The organism is Streptococcus sp. 2022WUSS135, assembly GCF_044427045.1.
Classification (GTDB): Bacteria; Bacillota; Bacilli; order Lactobacillales; family Streptococcaceae; genus Streptococcus; species Streptococcus hashimotonensis.
In genome coordinates, this window is record NZ_JAOTGL010000003.1 from 87459 (window position 1) to 102477 (window position 15019).

The window sequence follows — 15019 nt, forward strand, 5'->3', positions numbered from 1 at the left end:
CTCATACTCTTCGAAAATCAAAATCAGACGTTGTTGACTTGATTTGATGAACTTCAGTTCTATCTGCATCTACGTCGCCTAGTCTAATTCTGATTTTCATTGAGTATCAATTATTAATTTCTGTTTTTGGATTTTCACAAAGTCTAACTCTTTCATTATAAACTTTTATCATACCAAAGTAAAAGAAAAACCCACCCATAAGGTGGGCAAGTCAATTAATTATCAATTGAATGATATTTCACTGTCAACCCTCGTTGTACAGCTGGGCGTTGGGCTATTTTCTCTACCCAGGACTTTAGATGCTTGTAAGAATCAACATCTAAAAATTCTACCGAACCTGGATATAGTTCTCCTTGAACCAAGCGACCATACCAAGACCAAATAGCAATATCTGCGATGGTATAGGTATTTCCAGCTACATATTCTCTTGTCCCCAATAATTGATCCAAGAGATCCAGCTGACGCTTAGTTTCCATTGTATAGCGATTAATCGGATATTCTTGCACTGTCGGAGTGTAATGGAAGAAATGTCCAAATCCTCCACCAACAAATGGAGCGGCGCCAGTTTGCCAGAAGAGCCAATTAAGAACCTCTGTCCGCTCTGCCCAAGCTTTTGGTAGGAAGGCGTCAAACTTTTCTGCCAAGTAGAGGAGAATATTGGCTGATTCAAAGACCGAAATCGGTTCTTGCTCGGAATAATCTACCATAGCTGGTATTTTGGAGTTGGGGTTGATGGCAACAAAATCGGAGCCAAATTGGTCTCCTTGACCGATATTGATGAGAAAGAGGTCATAATCAGCTTCCGAAATACCTAACTCTTTCAACTCCTCCAACATAATAGCAACCTTAATGCCATTCGGCGTCCCCAATGAATAGACTTGGAAAGGCTTCTCTCCCTTTGGTAGGTCTTGCTCAAAGCGACTGCCCGCTGTTGGACGGTTGCCAGATCGGTTGTCATTTTCATCTTCCCACTTCCAAACGAGTGGTTTTGTATATTCTGTCATGTTTTCTCCTATTTTACCTTTCCTGGAAAAAGACTGGTATAGCGATATTGGTTTTGAACCTCTTGAAGGTAATGGGCTAGTTGCACCAATTCCTTAGGCGCTCGGCAAGTCAGAGCTGTTAACTCTGCATTGATAAAGCGACTTAAGTGTCCTGCCAGTATATAGAGATTTTCCTCCTTGTCCAGCTGACCTGCTACCTCCAATATTTTTTCACGCAGGGCTTCTGAAAATGCTTCCTGCGGAAGGTTGTAGGCTGCAGAAAGGTATTTATAAAGCTCTTCTTTCTCTGCTACTTTCATTGGATAACTCCTTTTATGTAAATTGAATATAGTATAAATCGAAATCAAGTGCTTGTCAAGAAAATCTCAAGAAAAAAAGATTGCCCTAAGACAATCTTTCTATTGATTAAAATGAGTTAGGATCAACTTTGATACCAACACCTTGCGTTGTTGTGATTGATACTGAAGTCATGTAAGTACCTTTAGCTGTAGCTGGTTTAGCTTTAGCCATTACATCGTGGAAAGCTTTGAAGTTTTCAACGAGTTTGTCAGCGTCAAATGATACTTTACCGATAAGAGCTTGTACGATACCTGCTTTGTCAGCACGGTAAGTGATTTTACCACCTTTAGACTCTTCAACTGCTTTAGCAACATCCATTGTTACTGTACCAGTTTTAGGGTTTGGCATCAAGTTACGTGGACCAAGTACGCGACCAAGACGTCCAACAACTGCCATCATATCTGGAGTTGCGATAACAACGTCGAAGTCCAACCAACCACCGTTGATTTTAGCAACGAGGTCATCTTCACCAACAAAGTCTGCACCAGCAGCTTTTGCTTCTTCTGCTTTAGCACCACGTGCGAAAACAAGAACGCGTGAAGTTTTACCAGTACCGTTTGGCAATACCATTGCACCACGGATTTGTTGATCAGCTTTACGTACGTCGATGTTCAAGTTGTAAGCAACTTCAACTGACGCATCAAATTTAGCGAAGTTAGTTTCTTTTGCAAGAGCAACAGCTTCTTCTACGCTGTAAAGTTTTGTGCTGTCGATTTTTTCAAGAGCAGCACGCAAGTTTTTGCTTTTTTTAGCCATGTTATATGTCTCCTTGTAATCAGATAATCTTGGGTGCTACTTAGTCAGTAACAGTGAATCCCATAGAACGAGCAGTACCTTCGATCATACGCATTGCAGCTTCAAGAGATGCAGCGTTCAAGTCAGGCATTTTAGTTTCAGCAATTTCTTGTACTTGTGCACGAGTAACTGTTGCAACTTTAGTTTTGTTTGGTGTACCTGAACCTTTTTCAACACCTGCAGCTTTTTTCAAAAGAACAGCAGCTGGTGGTGTTTTAGTGATGAAAGTGAATGATTTATCTTCATACACAGAGATAACTACTGGGATGATCATGCCAGCTTGGTCAGCTGTACGAGCGTTAAACTCTTTTGTGAATCCCATGATGTTGATACCTGCTTGACCAAGTGCTGGTCCGACTGGTGGAGCTGGAGTAGCTTTACCTGCAGGAATTTGAAGTTTTACGAGTTTTTCGACTTTTTTAGCCATGATATAAAATCCTCCTATTGTGGTTTTGGCGGTAATTAAAGATTTTTACCTCCCACAAATATGTGTTTTACACATACCTTTTCATTATACACGATTTTTAAAGAAATGCAAGCTTTAGGTTTACTTTTTTTCACATTTTTTATAGAATGAATGTATGTTTGAATCGATTATATTTTTAAAAATAGTAGCCTTTCTATTTATCTTTCTAACCTTGGCCATTTCGATAATTGCTGTCAAGTTTTTTAGGTTGCAAAACCGAGGATGGAACTTTGCAGACATTGCCTTTCCTCTCTATGCAATTGAATTTTATCTGATTTCGGACAAGGCCTACTATAACAGTCTGCTGCCTCAGCTTGTCCTAGCCCTCTCACTACTGGCGATTGGTCTTTGTGGTTTCTTCCTTTTAAAGAAAAAGAATTTTTTATATCGCCGTTTCTTCAAGGTTTTCTGGCGAGCTAGTTTTATCTTGACCTTTTTGATGTACCTAGCTTTGGTTATTGCGGTCTTCACTTTAAAATCCTAAAATCATCCATCCTTTCATAGATGGCATAATGAATCCCCATTGCAGGCGCAGTGGGGATTCTTTTTTATACTAAATCAGACAAGGCGACGTAGATGTATAGTCGAATGAATTAGCTTTCAGACAAGGAACTGAGGTGCAGGCTGTACTATAGTACGGCAAGCCGAAAGTGACGATGTATCAAAGTTAATTCAAATGACTATAGATAGAACTGACGTTCATCAAATCAAGTCAACAGCGTATGATTTTGATTTTCTAAGAGTATTAATTAGTTGTCATATTGATAGGCCTCTCTGGACATGAAAAGATGGACTATTCATGAATTTCTAGAGGGAGGCCATCTGGATCAAAGAAGAAGGCCATTTTTTTACCATCAAAATCATCTGTTCGCAGGACTTCATGTCGGATGTCCAGACGATCAAACTCTTCCAGACAGGCTTCCACATCTGCAACCTGGAAGGCTAGATGGCGTAGACCTGTATGTTCAGGATGAGGCATGGCTGGTCTCAGCGGAGCATCTGGTTTGATGAAGATTTCCAAGATCAGATTGCCTTTTTTGACATTGAAGAGAATATCATTTTTTTCTGGGCGAATATGTTCATCCACCTGTTCAAAGCCTAGTTTTTCAACATAAAATTCTCTTGTTTTGTCATAGTCACTACCGATAATTGCAATATGATGAACTGCATCAAATTTCATTATTGTGTTTCCAATACCTTTCTAGGTTTTGTTCCTTCAGCTGGACCAATGACACCCGCTGCTTCTAGCTCTTCCATGAGGCGTGTTGCCCTGTTAAAACCAACAGACAAGCGTCGTTGAATCATAGAGGCGCTGGCTTTTTGTGTCTCAACTACCAAGGCACGTGCTTCGTTGAAAAGTGGATCTCCTCCAGCATCACCAAAACCTGCATCGCCATCACCTTCTGCCACTTCACCTGGATCAAAGGATTCATCATAATCTGCATCTGCCTGATCCTTGATAAAGCCAACTATTGCTTCTACATCATCATCAGATATAAAGGAACCTTGCAAGCGGACTGGATGATTTTCATCAATCGGTTTAAAGAGCATGTCACCGCGACCCAAGAGTTTTTCAGCACCATTTTCATCTAGAATCGTCCGACTGTCTGTACCGCTTGATACGGCAAAGGCGATACGAGATGGTACATTGGCTTTAATCAAGCCTGAAATAACATCAACAGATGGTCGCTGGGTAGCAAGAATCATGTGGATACCTGCTGCACGAGCCTTCTGTCCCAAGCGAATAATGGCATCTTCCACTTCCTTGCTGGCTACCATCATCAAGTCTGCCAGCTCATCTACGATTACTACAATAAGAGGAAGTGGAATCTGTTTTTCTTCTGAACGGCTATTAAATTCTTCGACCTTCGCATTATAACCTTCTAAGTTTCGGACACCAATTTGGCTAAACAACTCATAACGTTTCTCCATTTCATCCACTACTTTTTGAAGAGCTCGAGCAGCCTTGCGTGGGTTGGTCACAACGGGAATCAAGAGGTGGGGAATATCATTATAGACCGATAATTCGACCATTTTGGGGTCAATCATCATGAACTTAACTTGGTCTGGACCAGCTTTCATGAGAATTGAAGAGATGATACCGTTGACAGCAACAGACTTCCCTGAACCAGTTGAACCAGCCACCAATAGATGGGGCATACGTGCTAGGTTAAAGGAACGGACGGAGCCATTTACAGCCTTACCGAGAGGAATTTCCAGAAGCTTGTCTGAGTCTGTTTTAGATTGTTCCCAGAGCTCACGGAAAGGTACTGTAGCCACTTCGGAGTTTGGAACTTCAATACCGACCAGAGATTTTCCTGGGATAGGAGCTTCAATCCGGACATCTTTAGCCGCAAGAGCTAGAGCCAAGTCATCAGCTAGGTTAGAAATCCGATTGACTCGGACGCCGACTGCTGGTTTGACTTCATACTTGGTTACCGATGGTCCAATCTCAGCACGCTCAACCACCACCTTGATTCCAAAACTGGCAAAGGTGTCTTCTAAAACTTTAATATTCTGGCGAACAATCCGTTTTTCATTGGACTGACTCTTAGCTTTTATAGGAGCAAATAAGTCTATGGACGGAAGTTTATATGCTAGTCTCTGCTTAGGCTTGAAATCAATCTGCACATCTGCCTCGTCCTTCTCAAACTCATTTGGTTCAGAATCCTGGCTTGCCGAGTTTGTTTGTGCTGGTTGGTCATCTTCTGCCAACATAATAGGAAATTCATCTTCTATGTCTAAGTGGTCATCTTCTGAAATAATCGGTACTTGAACAGGCTCTTCTTCTAGGATTTCACCCGTTTCTAAATCGACATGTCTATCTACCAGTGCCAAAGCCCGAGCTGACTCTTCCTCTTCCTCTAGACGAAGGCGTTCCTCTTCTAGACGAGCTAATTCTTGCTGACGTTTTTCTTCTCGTTCTGCTTTCTTCTGTGTTCGAAGCTCTGCTCTTTTTACCTGCGTCTCCGCCAACTTATCTTTGGCAACCGCCAAGCCATCGGCAACATCATAAACAGACCATGGGCTTACAAAAAAGATACCAAATGCTATCACTAGAAGACCGATGAAGAAGGAACCGACATTTGCAAAAAGGAAGGAGACTGGCAGATAGAAGATACTTCCAATCATCCCTCCGCCTAGAAATGCTGTTACCTGAAACTTAGCTAGGTCTGACAAGGCCAATTTTAGAGTATGACCGAATAGGTCACTCCCTTGATAGGTCCAATCTAAATAAGCCTGAAATTCAATTAATAACCCAATAACAATCAGCCAGAAGCCCGATATGGTCCCTTCTCTTTCGCGTAAGACTTTGGGAATAAGAAGGTAGATAAATGCACCTGCCAATAATAGATAGGCCAGACTACCAAATAATAGTCGGAAAATATTGTAGCTGGTCACTCCAAACACACCTAGGCGACTGGCTGCAAAGGCAATGAATAAAAGACCCAATACTCGAAGGGTGATATTTTTAACACGTTCTTGCTGTGCTAATTCTGCCTTGGTTGGTCGCCTCGTAGCCTTTCCTTTTTTACTTGTCTTTCTCATAGATACCTCAACTTTCTCAATCTCTTTATTTTATCATAATTGGGAAGAATTTTCATGATAGAAAAAACCCTGCAAATACAGGGTTTCTCTTGGAGTGAAAGAATAATTTAAGAGGGCAAATAATATTATAGAGCGTTTAGAATAATCTGACCTTCTACGTAGAAGGTCGATGTCAGGGTTTCTTGACCATCGTTAATAAAGATTTCCAAACAGTTGGTGTCAACCAAGACCTCTAGCTCTGTCGCTTGAACCGTGACCGCTCGACGAACGGTTGACCATTCCTCCTCACCAGCTTGCTGGATCTTGAGAGAGCTACGGTCGATATAGACTTCTTGTCTTTCTTTATCATAGCCAAATTGAAGATAGTCTTGGTCAGTACCTAGTTTCAAGTATAAACTGTCGTCCAGTTTGAGGGAGAATTTGCTTGGACCTTGAATAACTTGACCGATTTCAATGTCGTCGAAGCTGTTCAAGATACCTGCTGGCAAGACCTGTTTGAGTCCATTCTCGCCTTGCTTAAGTAGACGAGGCAGGGTCATTTGACCATACCACTTGTGCCCAAGGTCATTGGTTACAAGCGGACGGCCCCATGTATGCATCCAGGCAATCATGACACGCTCCCCTTCTGAACCTTCAGTTGTTTGAGCTGCATAGAAATCATGACCGTGGTCAATCTCCTTGAAATTATCTGCTACAAAGACTTTCTTGTCCCAGTCCACATGACCAGTCACAAAGATATTGGAATTGATATTGACAAAGTCATTATCTTCTTTTTGATAGCGCATCGGCGAAACAATCAGATACTCTTGACCATCTACTTCAAAGTAATCAGGACATTCCCAAACGTGACCTTGGTGAGCTTGGCCTTTTAAGAAGATAGACTCAAATTGCCAGTCTAGCAAATCGTCAGATCCAAGTAGGACAATACAGCCGACACCGTCTTTATGCTTGGTTGCCACAACAGAATAGTAGCGGCCGTCTTTCTCGAAAATCTTTGGATCACGGAAGTCATTGGCGATGACTTCTTCTGGTAAAAATTCCTCCGTTGCGACAGGGTTCTGAGCGATTTTTTCAAAATGAATACCGTCTGTCGAATAGGCCATGTTCTGCACCTGTCTGACAGAGCCATCTTCATTGACGATGTTGCCCGTGTACATGAGCCAGAGGGTATCGTCTTTTACAATAGCAGAGCCCGAGAAACAGCCATCCTTATCGTAGTCCTTGTCTGGAGCAAGAGCGACTGGGAGATATTCCCAGTTGACCAAGTCCTTACTTTTGGCGTGACCCCAATGCATCGGCCCCCAGACACTTTCATAGGGATTGAATTGATAAAAGAGGTGGTATTCACCTTTGAAATAGACAAATCCATTTGGGTCATTGATCCAGCCAATTTCTGGAACGAAATGACGTTCTGGTCTAAATGTCGGATCAAGGGTTACTTTTTCTGCTTGAATATATGCATTGGCTTTTTCAACTGTTTTCACAGGCAGCCTCCTTTTTGATTACTGATTTTCTTTGTATTGATCGTAGTATTTTTGCTTGATAGCTAACCAGTCAGACAGACCGTAGCTTTCCAATTCTTTCAAATAGCTATCCCATTCTTCTTCAATGCCGCCGTTCACAATCCATTCTGCACGTTTGCGGTAGATGAAGTCGTTCATATCTGCTTCAACTTGAGCAATTTTATCCAAATCTTCTTGTTCCATGAAGACACGAGGGTAGATATCGTCATTTGTCACATAGTCAAGATAAGTAGCGTGCATCAAATCCAAACGCCATTTAGCGTCATCTGGCATGGTGGTCACTGTACCGTAGTATTCATCAAGAATAGCCAAGGGTCCACCAACTTCTGTCTTCTGACGCAATTCGCCTGGAACAGTACCATCCAATGGTAAGTGTTTCAAGCTGTTAGTTGCTGTGTCAAGTTCAAATATATTTTGTTGGCTTTCGTCGCCATAGGTCCCCCAGTTGTTTTGAACAGATTGGAGCGGAGCGTATTGGGCATCAATCCACTTGGCTGTCAATTCCAAGTTTTTATTGGCTGATGTGATAACCATGCGGTCACGTTGGAAGCCCATACCGTTTGTACGAGTGATGTGCTTTGTTCCATCAGGACCTGCCAAGACTGGCAAGATGTCATAGGTATCGTTCATACCTGTCACATTTGCCTTATCCCAAGTAAAGTAAACTCCATAGAGATTTTCACTCCCTTTAGAGATGTAAGTGTTCCAATCTTGTTCAAACGCTTCAGGATCTAGAAGACCTTTTTCTTGAAGGGTACGCATAAATTCAACACCTTCTTTGTAGTCTTCATTGTCCGCTGTGAAGTCAACAGTTCCGTCATTGCTGACAACTAAGTGGTCATCATTATCACCTACACCGAATGCACCAAAAAGAATTTTGAAGTCCTCATTTCCTCCACCATTGATGAAGCCCATTGGAATTTCATCCGCCTTGCCGTTTCCGTTTGGATCTTGGGTCTTGAAGGCTTCAAGGACCTTAATCAAGTCGTCCGTTGTTTTTGGCATTTCAAGACCGAGTTTGTTCAACCATTCTTTGTTAATCCAAGCAATATCGTTAACGGTGTGAATTGATTCCTTACCTTCACCTAACTCTTCAATCCATGGGAATGAGTAGATATGTCCGTCTGGAGCCGTAATCATTGAACGGTATTCTGGGTTCTCAGCAAGAATTTTCTTGAGGTTTGGCATATGCTCATCAATCAAGTCTTCAACTGGTACGATAACCCCTTGCTTCGCCCAATTCATCAATTCCACATCAGAAGCCCCGTCGTTGTGAATGGCATCTGGTAAATCACCTGAAGCAATATCTAAGTTCCGTTTTTCACCAAAGTCAGACTGATAATTTGTCCAGTCAATATGAACGCCTGTTTCTTCTTCTAAACGCTTGAAAATTAACTTTTCATTTGGATCTGCTGGAGCTAAGGGCGAACTAGCAGTCATGAATTTAAGCGTAACTGATTTTTCCAAAGGGAACTGAACATCCTTTAATTCATAATCAGGGCTTGATGCGGTATTTTTTGAACCACAAGCAGCCAATAAAACGGTACTTGCAAGAAGCGTAACAACTGTTTTTCCAAATGTGTGTTTCATCAGAAACAACCTCCTATAATTTGTAAATTGATTTTTTAGAATATCTTTCATTTTCCTTTTATTACTAGCTCTAAAGGTTTTGAGAACCTTTAGAGGTGGGAAATAGAGGGAACTACGTTCCTATCAAAAGCTGAAGGCTGTACTGAGGTACGGCAAAGTGAGTTAACGACGCAAGAAAAGAGAAAATGAAAGATATTTATTAACCTTTTAATGAACCAGCCATGATACCCTTATCAAAGTATTTCTGGAAGAATGGATACATGACAATGAGTGGCAAGCTAGAGATAACTATGGTCGCATACTTAATCATTTCTGCGATTCGTTTCATTTCATTCATGGCAGCCTGGGCACCAATCATATCCTTGGCAGGCTCACTCTGAATGAGGATTTTCCGTAGCACGAGTTGGAGCGGTTCCAAGTCTGGATCCTTAATGTAAATCATGGCATCGAAGTAAGAATTCCATTGACCGACAAAGGCATAGAGGAAGAGGACAAACATAATTGGTTTTGCCAGCGGGATCATGATTTTCCAGAAAATCTGAAATTCATTGGCCCCGTCCATTACCGCTGCTTCTACCAACTCATCTGGCAAGCCTTGGAAATAGGTCCGTGCCAAGATGATATTCCAAACATTGACTGCACCAGGGATAATAATGGCCCAAACGGTGTTCAACATTCCCAAATCTTTGACCAAGAGGTAGGTCGGAACAAGGCCACCACCAAAGAACATGGTGAAGACGAGGAAGGTATTGATCCATTTTTTCCCGACCAAATCCTTCTTAGAAAGGGGATAGGCAGTCATGACCGAAATGGCTACAGTCACAAAGGCAAAGGAGAAGGAATAAAAGAGGGAGTTGAAAAATCCACATAGGATAGACTTGTCTGAAAAGACTCGTTGGTAGCCTTCTACTGTCCAGTCCTTTGGATCAAAGCTAATTCCCTTGCTGACCAAGGCCTGTGGGTCCATGAAGGAAGCTACTAAAATGTAAGTCATAGGCACAACTGTTATGAAAACAAGAAATGCCAGCAAGATTTTATTGACAATCAGCATTCGCTTGTCAAATTTTGTGTACATTTGTGTATTCATACGAACCTCCTATAAGCCTTGTCCGTCATTGATGCGTTGGACAATCTTATTGACTGCAATCAGCAGGATAATATTGATAAAGGCATTGAATAAACCAACCGCTGTTGAATAAGAGTAGTCACCTGACACCAAACCGATTTTGTAGACGTAGGTGGAGATAATTTCAGAACTGGTTAGGTTGAGGGAGGTCTGCATCAGGAAGGCTTTTTCATAGCCAACGTTCATAATGCCCCCAGCTGCCAGGATAAATTGAATGACCATGACTGGTTTCAATGCAGGCAGGTCAATGTGCCAGATTCGTTGGAAGATGTTGGCACCGTCTAGTTTAGCCGCTTCAATCAAGGCTGGATCAACATTGACCAAGGTAGCTGTGTAGAGAGTCGATGCCCAGCCCATTCCCTGCCAGATACCACTTAAGATATAGAGTGGTCTGAAGAAGTCAGGATCTGTCAGGAAGTTGGCTTCAATACCAAATAGACTGAGGATTGAGTTGACTGGTCCTCCTACTGAGAAGAAGAGGAAAATCATACCAACGATGACAACGACCGAGATGAAGTTTGGTGCGTACAGTACCAACTGAATCCGTTTTTTAGCCTTATCACTCAATAGTTGGTTGAGCATGATTGCCAAAATAATGAGCGGAAGAAATCCCAGAAGCAAACCGTAGACACTCAATTTCAAGGTGTTGGCAAGTAAGGTGCCGAAATTGGGAGAAGAAAGAAACTTGGTAAACTCTTCAAACCCAATCCACTCACTACCAAGCACCCCTTTTAAAGGATTATAATCTTTAAAGGCAATCAAGACCCCATACATGGGGATGTAACGGAAGATGAAAGTCAAGACCAAGCCTGGTAGTAACATCAGTAACAAGAGTTTCTGTTGCTTGATTCGATCCAAGAGCCCAGCTTGTTGCAGTTTTGATGTTTTCATAAGAACTCCTTTTTGAAACGTTTCAAATTTATTGATTTTAGAAAGAGGATGTGAACCTCTTTTTTGAAACGTTTCATTTTTCTTGTAAAAATAAAACCAACTGTTTATTGATGATTTTATTTTATCATTGTAACCGTTTTCTGTCAACTGCTTTTTTAAAAATTTTTTGTAGTTTTTCCGTCCACATAAGAAATTGGTAACGTAACTTGGAGAGGACGCTCCCTTTTCTCGATGACATCGACTAGACAGGCAACTGCTTCCTGGGCCATAGCCTCTAGAGGCTGACGAATGGTGGAAAGTTCTAAAGAGCGTTCACTTGCCAACTGAATGCCGTCATAGCCGATTACCTGCACGTCTTCTGGAACCCGTCGTCCCAGTTTTTCCAAAACAGCAAGTGTGTCTAGGGCTACAAAATCATTGATGGTGAAAATGGCGTCAACCTGTGGATTGTTAATCAGAAACTCTTCGACTTGGCCGACAAAGTCATCATATGGCTCTTCCAAGTCCAAGACCTGACAAGGAAAACCTGCCTCTACAATCCGCTTTTCAAAATACAATCTGCGCTTCTTGGTTTCATTGATTGTTTTATTGTGCCCGCCGATAAAGGCAAAATGGCGACCTCCTTTTGCAATCAAGGTATCCGCTGCCAGTTCCGCACCAGCTTGGTTGTCCGAACTGACACAAGGGATTGCCTTGTTTTCATAGGTGCGGTCGATACTCACAAAAGGAATATTGGACGATAAGTAATCCTCAATCGGACTGTAGGTGATGGCAATGATGCCGTCCACCTTATTTTGCTGGAGCATGGTTAGGTAGTCTAGTTCCCGCTTGGGTCCTGAGATATTGCAGAGCAAGAGCTTGTAGTTCTTCTTGCTCAGGGCCACTTCGACATGGTAGGCAAACTCTCCAAAAAATGGATGCCAGACTGTTGGAATAATTAAGGCAATGGTTTCCGTCTTGTTCTTTTTCATCCCACGCGCATAAACATCTGGAATGTAATTTAATTCCTGAATGGCAGTCTGAACTTTTTCTAGTGTGCTTTCCTTAATACCTGGTTCCTTATTAATAACTCGAGAAACCGTACCAACACTGACACCAGCTAGTCTTGCTACATCTTTCATAGTAATTGATTTTTGCTCTGCCATTGTTTGCTCCTTTCTATTTCGTTTTTGAAACGTTTCAATATTTTATATTAGAATACCATTGATAACGTTTTCTGTCAAGAAAAAATAGACTAGCCTTGCCAGTCTACATTTTCTTCTTTGGGTGTTTGTCAATGACTTCTGGGTGATTTTCCAGAGCAGCTTTGCCTTTTTTCGTCAGGGCATAACCACGAACAGCAAAGTAGGGAGCTAGTTTTTCTTCTGTCAAGTGGTCCTTGAGGGCAGTGTCGAGGTCGGCCGCCTTCATCTTGGAAAGACCGGTCACGCCTTCTGCCTTGAGGATATTCTTCTTGGCAGTGGAGGTAATGTGGTCCAGCGAATCAAAGGCTGACTCTAAATAAACATAGCCTTCCGCCAACAACTTTTCCATATGGGCAGGGCCATTGATGCCGTAAATGTACTCAAAATACTTGGAATAGGGCGTCGTAGTTGTAAAAGTGCCAAAATTGACACGCCAGAGGAGGATAATGTCCCCTGCCAGCAGACCTTCTTCTAGCCGAATCATATTGCGTTTTGGAACGGGCTTGGCCTCCAAAAGCCAGGCTGCCAGGTCACGTTCAGGGGAAATATAGGGCTTGACCTCATGGTCTTTGTACATTTCTTCAATCCGATTCTGAATTGACATTTATTTTACCTCTTGTACTGCGTAATAGTTGCCTTCTTCGTCGCTAAAGTTGAAAGTTTTCATAAATCCAAGATCCATAACTGGGTTGGCATTGACACCGCGTTCGATAAATTCTTGGTAGGTTTTTTCAACATCTGCAGATGCCATCAAGATAGATGGAATACCAAGAAACATCTCTGGATGCATTTCAGCAACTGCTGCCTTATCATGAAGAACAAATTGAACATCGCTATCTACTTTTGGCGCGATAACATAAGAAACTTGCGGACCTTGTTCTTGGCGTTCTACACGCTCAAAGCCAACTTTTTCATTCCAGAATTTTGCGGCTGCTTCAGGATTATTGACATACAGCATAACCTGTCCGATTGATTGAATCATTTTAAATACCTCTTTTGTGTTGTACGAATATCTGTTCAGACCATTATACACTAGATAGGGATATTTTCAAAAGAAAAACGACTCTTAGAGCCGTTCAAAACCTAGGAAGCGAGTCCCCTGAAAATGCAGGTTGCCTACATCTCCCTCTGCCAAGAGGGCATACTCGTCCGAGCGTACACGGAACTCCTGCCGTCTTCCCTCCCATTCAAACGTTACATAATAATTGGTTCGTGCTACTTCATTACCAAAAACATGAGTTCGTTTAGAGACAAGCTTGGCCCTGTAGGATTCTTTTGGGGCCTGATTGTTATGGTGCCATTCCATAAAATTTTTAATAATATGGAAACAAACCGTCGCTAATATGATTGCAGAAAAACTGTAGAAAAGGGCCGTATGCCATACTAGGCTTCCATCTGGGCCAAACAAGTTCTCAAACATCACTATTCTCCTTTTTACATTTGTGAATATAGTATATCATATTGTTGAATTAGATACACTTTTTATACTAGATAAAAATTGAAAAAATCCATATTTCATGGTAGAATGAGCATAATATTGAACAAGACAAGAAAGGATTTTCAATGAAAAAAATACTAGCTCTTGCTCTAGCTTCGAGCATCTTGCTAACTGCCTGCATAAACAACTCGACAGCTAATAGCTCATCTTCTACAGCATCTAGCTCTAGTTCAAGCTCGACTACGACAGCTGATACAACTGCTTCTAGCCAATATGCCAAAGATTTGGCATACGCCATTAACAATCCTAAAGCTACATTCCCCCAACTTTCCAATGAAATTGGTGAAAATGAGGCTGCTGTTAAAATAAAAACAACCGAAGGCGACATCACTATAAAACTCTTCCCCGAGCAAGCTCCATTAACTGTGGAAAACTTTCTGACCCATGCCAAGGAAGGATACTATAATGGAACGATCTTCCATCGTGTCATTAAGGATTTCATGATTCAAGGTGGCGATCCTCTTGGAAATGGTACTGGTGGAGAGTCTATCTGGGCCGGAAAAGATACTACTATCGATGCTGGAAATGGTTTTAAAGACGAGATTTCAGCTTTCCTTTATAACATTCGTGGCTCACTTTCTATGGCAAATGCTGGTGCAGGAACAAATGGAAGTCAGTTTTTCATCAATCAAAATACAACTGACATGTCTAGCCAACTCTCTAGTTCTAGCTATCCTGGTAAAATCATCGATGCTTATAAAAACGGAGGCAACCCAAACTTAGATGGCAAGCATACCGTATTTGGTCAAGTCATTGAAGGGATGGACATCGTAGATAAAATCGCTTCCGTCGAAACAGATGGTAGCGATAAACCTAAAACAGATGTAAAAATTGAGTCTATTGAGATTCTGAAAGATTACACCTTTTAAAAATGAAGCTGAGGCTGGGCAAAAACTAGCCGCTCACATATAAAAAAACGAGCAATTCCAATTAGGAGTTGCTCGTTTTCCATTTCATGCTTTATAATTATAATAACGACAAAACAACTAGAAAGGCATGAAAATGTATAAACAGTATAACACAAATCAGTTAAGTTTGGAATTAAATATTGCTT

The 15019-nt window shown here is 41.6% G+C and carries 17 protein-coding genes; 2 read left to right on the top strand and 15 right to left on the bottom strand.

What is annotated here, in order from left to right; genetic code table 11:
• Positions 1–215 precede the first annotated feature (215 nt).
• The 4 genes from yghU to rplK form a co-directional block, all read right to left on the bottom strand.
• Positions 216–1004, bottom strand: coding sequence for a glutathione-dependent disulfide-bond oxidoreductase (gene yghU, locus ODU45_RS02145; protein WP_136671401.1), 789 nt, complete (start codon positions 1002–1004; stop codon positions 216–218).
• Positions 1005–1012: 8 nt separating this feature from the next.
• Positions 1013–1303: a hypothetical protein gene (locus ODU45_RS02150; RefSeq protein ID WP_136671402.1), complete on the bottom strand. Its 291-nt coding sequence runs from the start codon at positions 1301–1303 to the stop codon at positions 1013–1015.
• 106 nt (positions 1304–1409) lie between these two features.
• A complete protein-coding gene (gene rplA, locus ODU45_RS02155; RefSeq protein WP_398580674.1) occupies positions 1410–2099 on the bottom strand; it encodes a 50S ribosomal protein L1 in 690 nt (229 codons plus the stop codon).
• A gap of 40 nt (positions 2100–2139) precedes the next feature.
• Complete coding sequence (gene rplK, locus ODU45_RS02160; protein WP_002935890.1) at positions 2140–2565, bottom strand: 50S ribosomal protein L11; 426 nt, start codon at positions 2563–2565, stop codon at positions 2140–2142.
• Positions 2566–2719: 154 nt separating this feature from the next.
• Here rplK and ODU45_RS02165 point away from each other — a divergent pair, with 154 nt between their 5' ends.
• Entirely contained in the window at positions 2720–3088 is a 369-nt protein-coding gene (locus ODU45_RS02165) for a DUF3397 domain-containing protein (protein WP_004194874.1), read from the top strand.
• A 309-nt stretch (positions 3089–3397) separates the two neighbouring features.
• Here ODU45_RS02165 and ODU45_RS02170 read toward each other — a convergent pair whose 3' ends face one another.
• The 10 genes from ODU45_RS02170 to ODU45_RS02215 all read right to left on the bottom strand — a co-directional run bounded on the left by ODU45_RS02170 (position 3398) and on the right by ODU45_RS02215 (position 13887).
• Positions 3398–3784 carry a VOC family protein gene (locus ODU45_RS02170; protein WP_105151183.1) on the bottom strand — a complete coding sequence of 129 codons (387 nt, stop codon included), beginning with the start codon at positions 3782–3784 and terminating at the stop codon, positions 3398–3400.
• Positions 3784–6153, bottom strand: coding sequence for a DNA translocase FtsK (locus tag ODU45_RS02175; protein ID WP_136671403.1), 2370 nt, complete (start codon positions 6151–6153; stop codon positions 3784–3786). Before ODU45_RS02175 ends, ODU45_RS02170 begins: the two co-directional genes overlap by 1 nt.
• 125 nt (positions 6154–6278) lie before the next feature.
• Positions 6279–7637 carry a glycoside hydrolase family 32 protein gene (locus ODU45_RS02180; RefSeq protein WP_136671404.1) on the bottom strand — a complete coding sequence of 453 codons (1359 nt, stop codon included), beginning with the start codon at positions 7635–7637 and terminating at the stop codon, positions 6279–6281.
• An 18-nt stretch (positions 7638–7655) separates the two neighbouring features.
• Positions 7656–9266, bottom strand: coding sequence for an ABC transporter substrate-binding protein (locus tag ODU45_RS02185; RefSeq protein ID WP_398580675.1), 1611 nt, complete (start codon positions 9264–9266; stop codon positions 7656–7658).
• Between the two features lie 199 nt (positions 9267–9465).
• Positions 9466–10353 carry a carbohydrate ABC transporter permease gene (locus tag ODU45_RS02190; protein WP_398580676.1) on the bottom strand — a complete coding sequence of 296 codons (888 nt, stop codon included), beginning with the start codon at positions 10351–10353 and terminating at the stop codon, positions 9466–9468.
• Positions 10354–10362: 9 nt separating this feature from the next.
• A complete protein-coding gene (locus tag ODU45_RS02195) occupies positions 10363–11283 on the bottom strand; it encodes an ABC transporter permease (protein WP_398580677.1) in 921 nt (306 codons plus the stop codon).
• A 155-nt stretch (positions 11284–11438) separates the two neighbouring features.
• Positions 11439–12428, bottom strand: coding sequence for a LacI family DNA-binding transcriptional regulator (locus ODU45_RS02200; RefSeq protein ID WP_398580678.1), 990 nt, complete (start codon positions 12426–12428; stop codon positions 11439–11441).
• Between the two features lie 103 nt (positions 12429–12531).
• Complete coding sequence (locus ODU45_RS02205) at positions 12532–13071, bottom strand: hypothetical protein (protein WP_398580679.1); 540 nt, start codon at positions 13069–13071, stop codon at positions 12532–12534.
• The gene (locus ODU45_RS02210; RefSeq protein ID WP_024407510.1) at positions 13072–13449 is read right to left on the bottom strand and encodes a VOC family protein; all 378 of its coding nucleotides are present in this window, start codon (positions 13447–13449) and stop codon (positions 13072–13074) included.
• Between the two features lie 84 nt (positions 13450–13533).
• On the bottom strand, positions 13534–13887 hold the full coding sequence (locus ODU45_RS02215) for a DUF2500 domain-containing protein (RefSeq protein ID WP_105134064.1): 354 nt from the start codon (positions 13885–13887) through the stop codon (positions 13534–13536).
• Positions 13888–14030: 143 nt separating this feature from the next.
• On the opposite strand from ODU45_RS02215, the gene ODU45_RS02220 reads away from it, so the two are divergent.
• Positions 14031–14834: a peptidylprolyl isomerase gene (locus ODU45_RS02220; RefSeq protein WP_398580680.1), complete on the top strand. Its 804-nt coding sequence runs from the start codon at positions 14031–14033 to the stop codon at positions 14832–14834.
• On the opposite strand, the gene ODU45_RS02225 is transcribed toward ODU45_RS02220, so the two are convergent.
• The coding region (locus ODU45_RS02225) for a hypothetical protein (RefSeq protein WP_398580681.1) at positions 14831–15019 on the bottom strand (189 nt) is incomplete at its 5' end. The two genes, ODU45_RS02220 and ODU45_RS02225, sit on opposite strands and share 4 nt — an antisense overlap.

Bases quoted from the DNA above. Each gene is read 5' to 3' on its own strand.
- ODU45_RS02210 (WP_024407510.1), bottom strand. From the start codon at position 13,449: ATGATTCAATCAATCGGACAGGTTATGCTGTATGTCAATAATCCTGAA.
- ODU45_RS02220 (WP_398580680.1), top strand. From the start codon at position 14,031: ATGAAAAAAATACTAGCTCTTGCTCTAGCTTCGAGCATCTTGCTAACT.
- ODU45_RS02205 (WP_398580679.1), bottom strand. From the start codon at position 13,071: ATGTCAATTCAGAATCGGATTGAAGAAATGTACAAAGACCATGAGGTC.
- rplA (WP_398580674.1), bottom strand. From the start codon at position 2,099: ATGGCTAAAAAAAGCAAAAACTTGCGTGCTGCTCTTGAAAAAATCGAC.
- yghU (WP_136671401.1), bottom strand. From the start codon at position 1,004: ATGACAGAATATACAAAACCACTCGTTTGGAAGTGGGAAGATGAAAAT.
- ODU45_RS02175 (WP_136671403.1), bottom strand. From the start codon at position 6,153: ATGAGAAAGACAAGTAAAAAAGGAAAGGCTACGAGGCGACCAACCAAG.
- ODU45_RS02185 (WP_398580675.1), bottom strand. From the start codon at position 9,266: ATGAAACACACATTTGGAAAAACAGTTGTTACGCTTCTTGCAAGTACC.
- ODU45_RS02165 (WP_004194874.1), top strand. From the start codon at position 2,720: ATGTTTGAATCGATTATATTTTTAAAAATAGTAGCCTTTCTATTTATC.
- ODU45_RS02200 (WP_398580678.1), bottom strand. From the start codon at position 12,428: ATGGCAGAGCAAAAATCAATTACTATGAAAGATGTAGCAAGACTAGCT.
- ODU45_RS02190 (WP_398580676.1), bottom strand. From the start codon at position 10,353: ATGAATACACAAATGTACACAAAATTTGACAAGCGAATGCTGATTGTC.
- ODU45_RS02195 (WP_398580677.1), bottom strand. From the start codon at position 11,283: ATGAAAACATCAAAACTGCAACAAGCTGGGCTCTTGGATCGAATCAAG.
- ODU45_RS02215 (WP_105134064.1), bottom strand. From the start codon at position 13,887: ATGTTTGAGAACTTGTTTGGCCCAGATGGAAGCCTAGTATGGCATACG.
- rplK (WP_002935890.1), bottom strand. From the start codon at position 2,565: ATGGCTAAAAAAGTCGAAAAACTCGTAAAACTTCAAATTCCTGCAGGT.
- ODU45_RS02170 (WP_105151183.1), bottom strand. From the start codon at position 3,784: ATGAAATTTGATGCAGTTCATCATATTGCAATTATCGGTAGTGACTAT.
- ODU45_RS02150 (WP_136671402.1), bottom strand. From the start codon at position 1,303: ATGAAAGTAGCAGAGAAAGAAGAGCTTTATAAATACCTTTCTGCAGCC.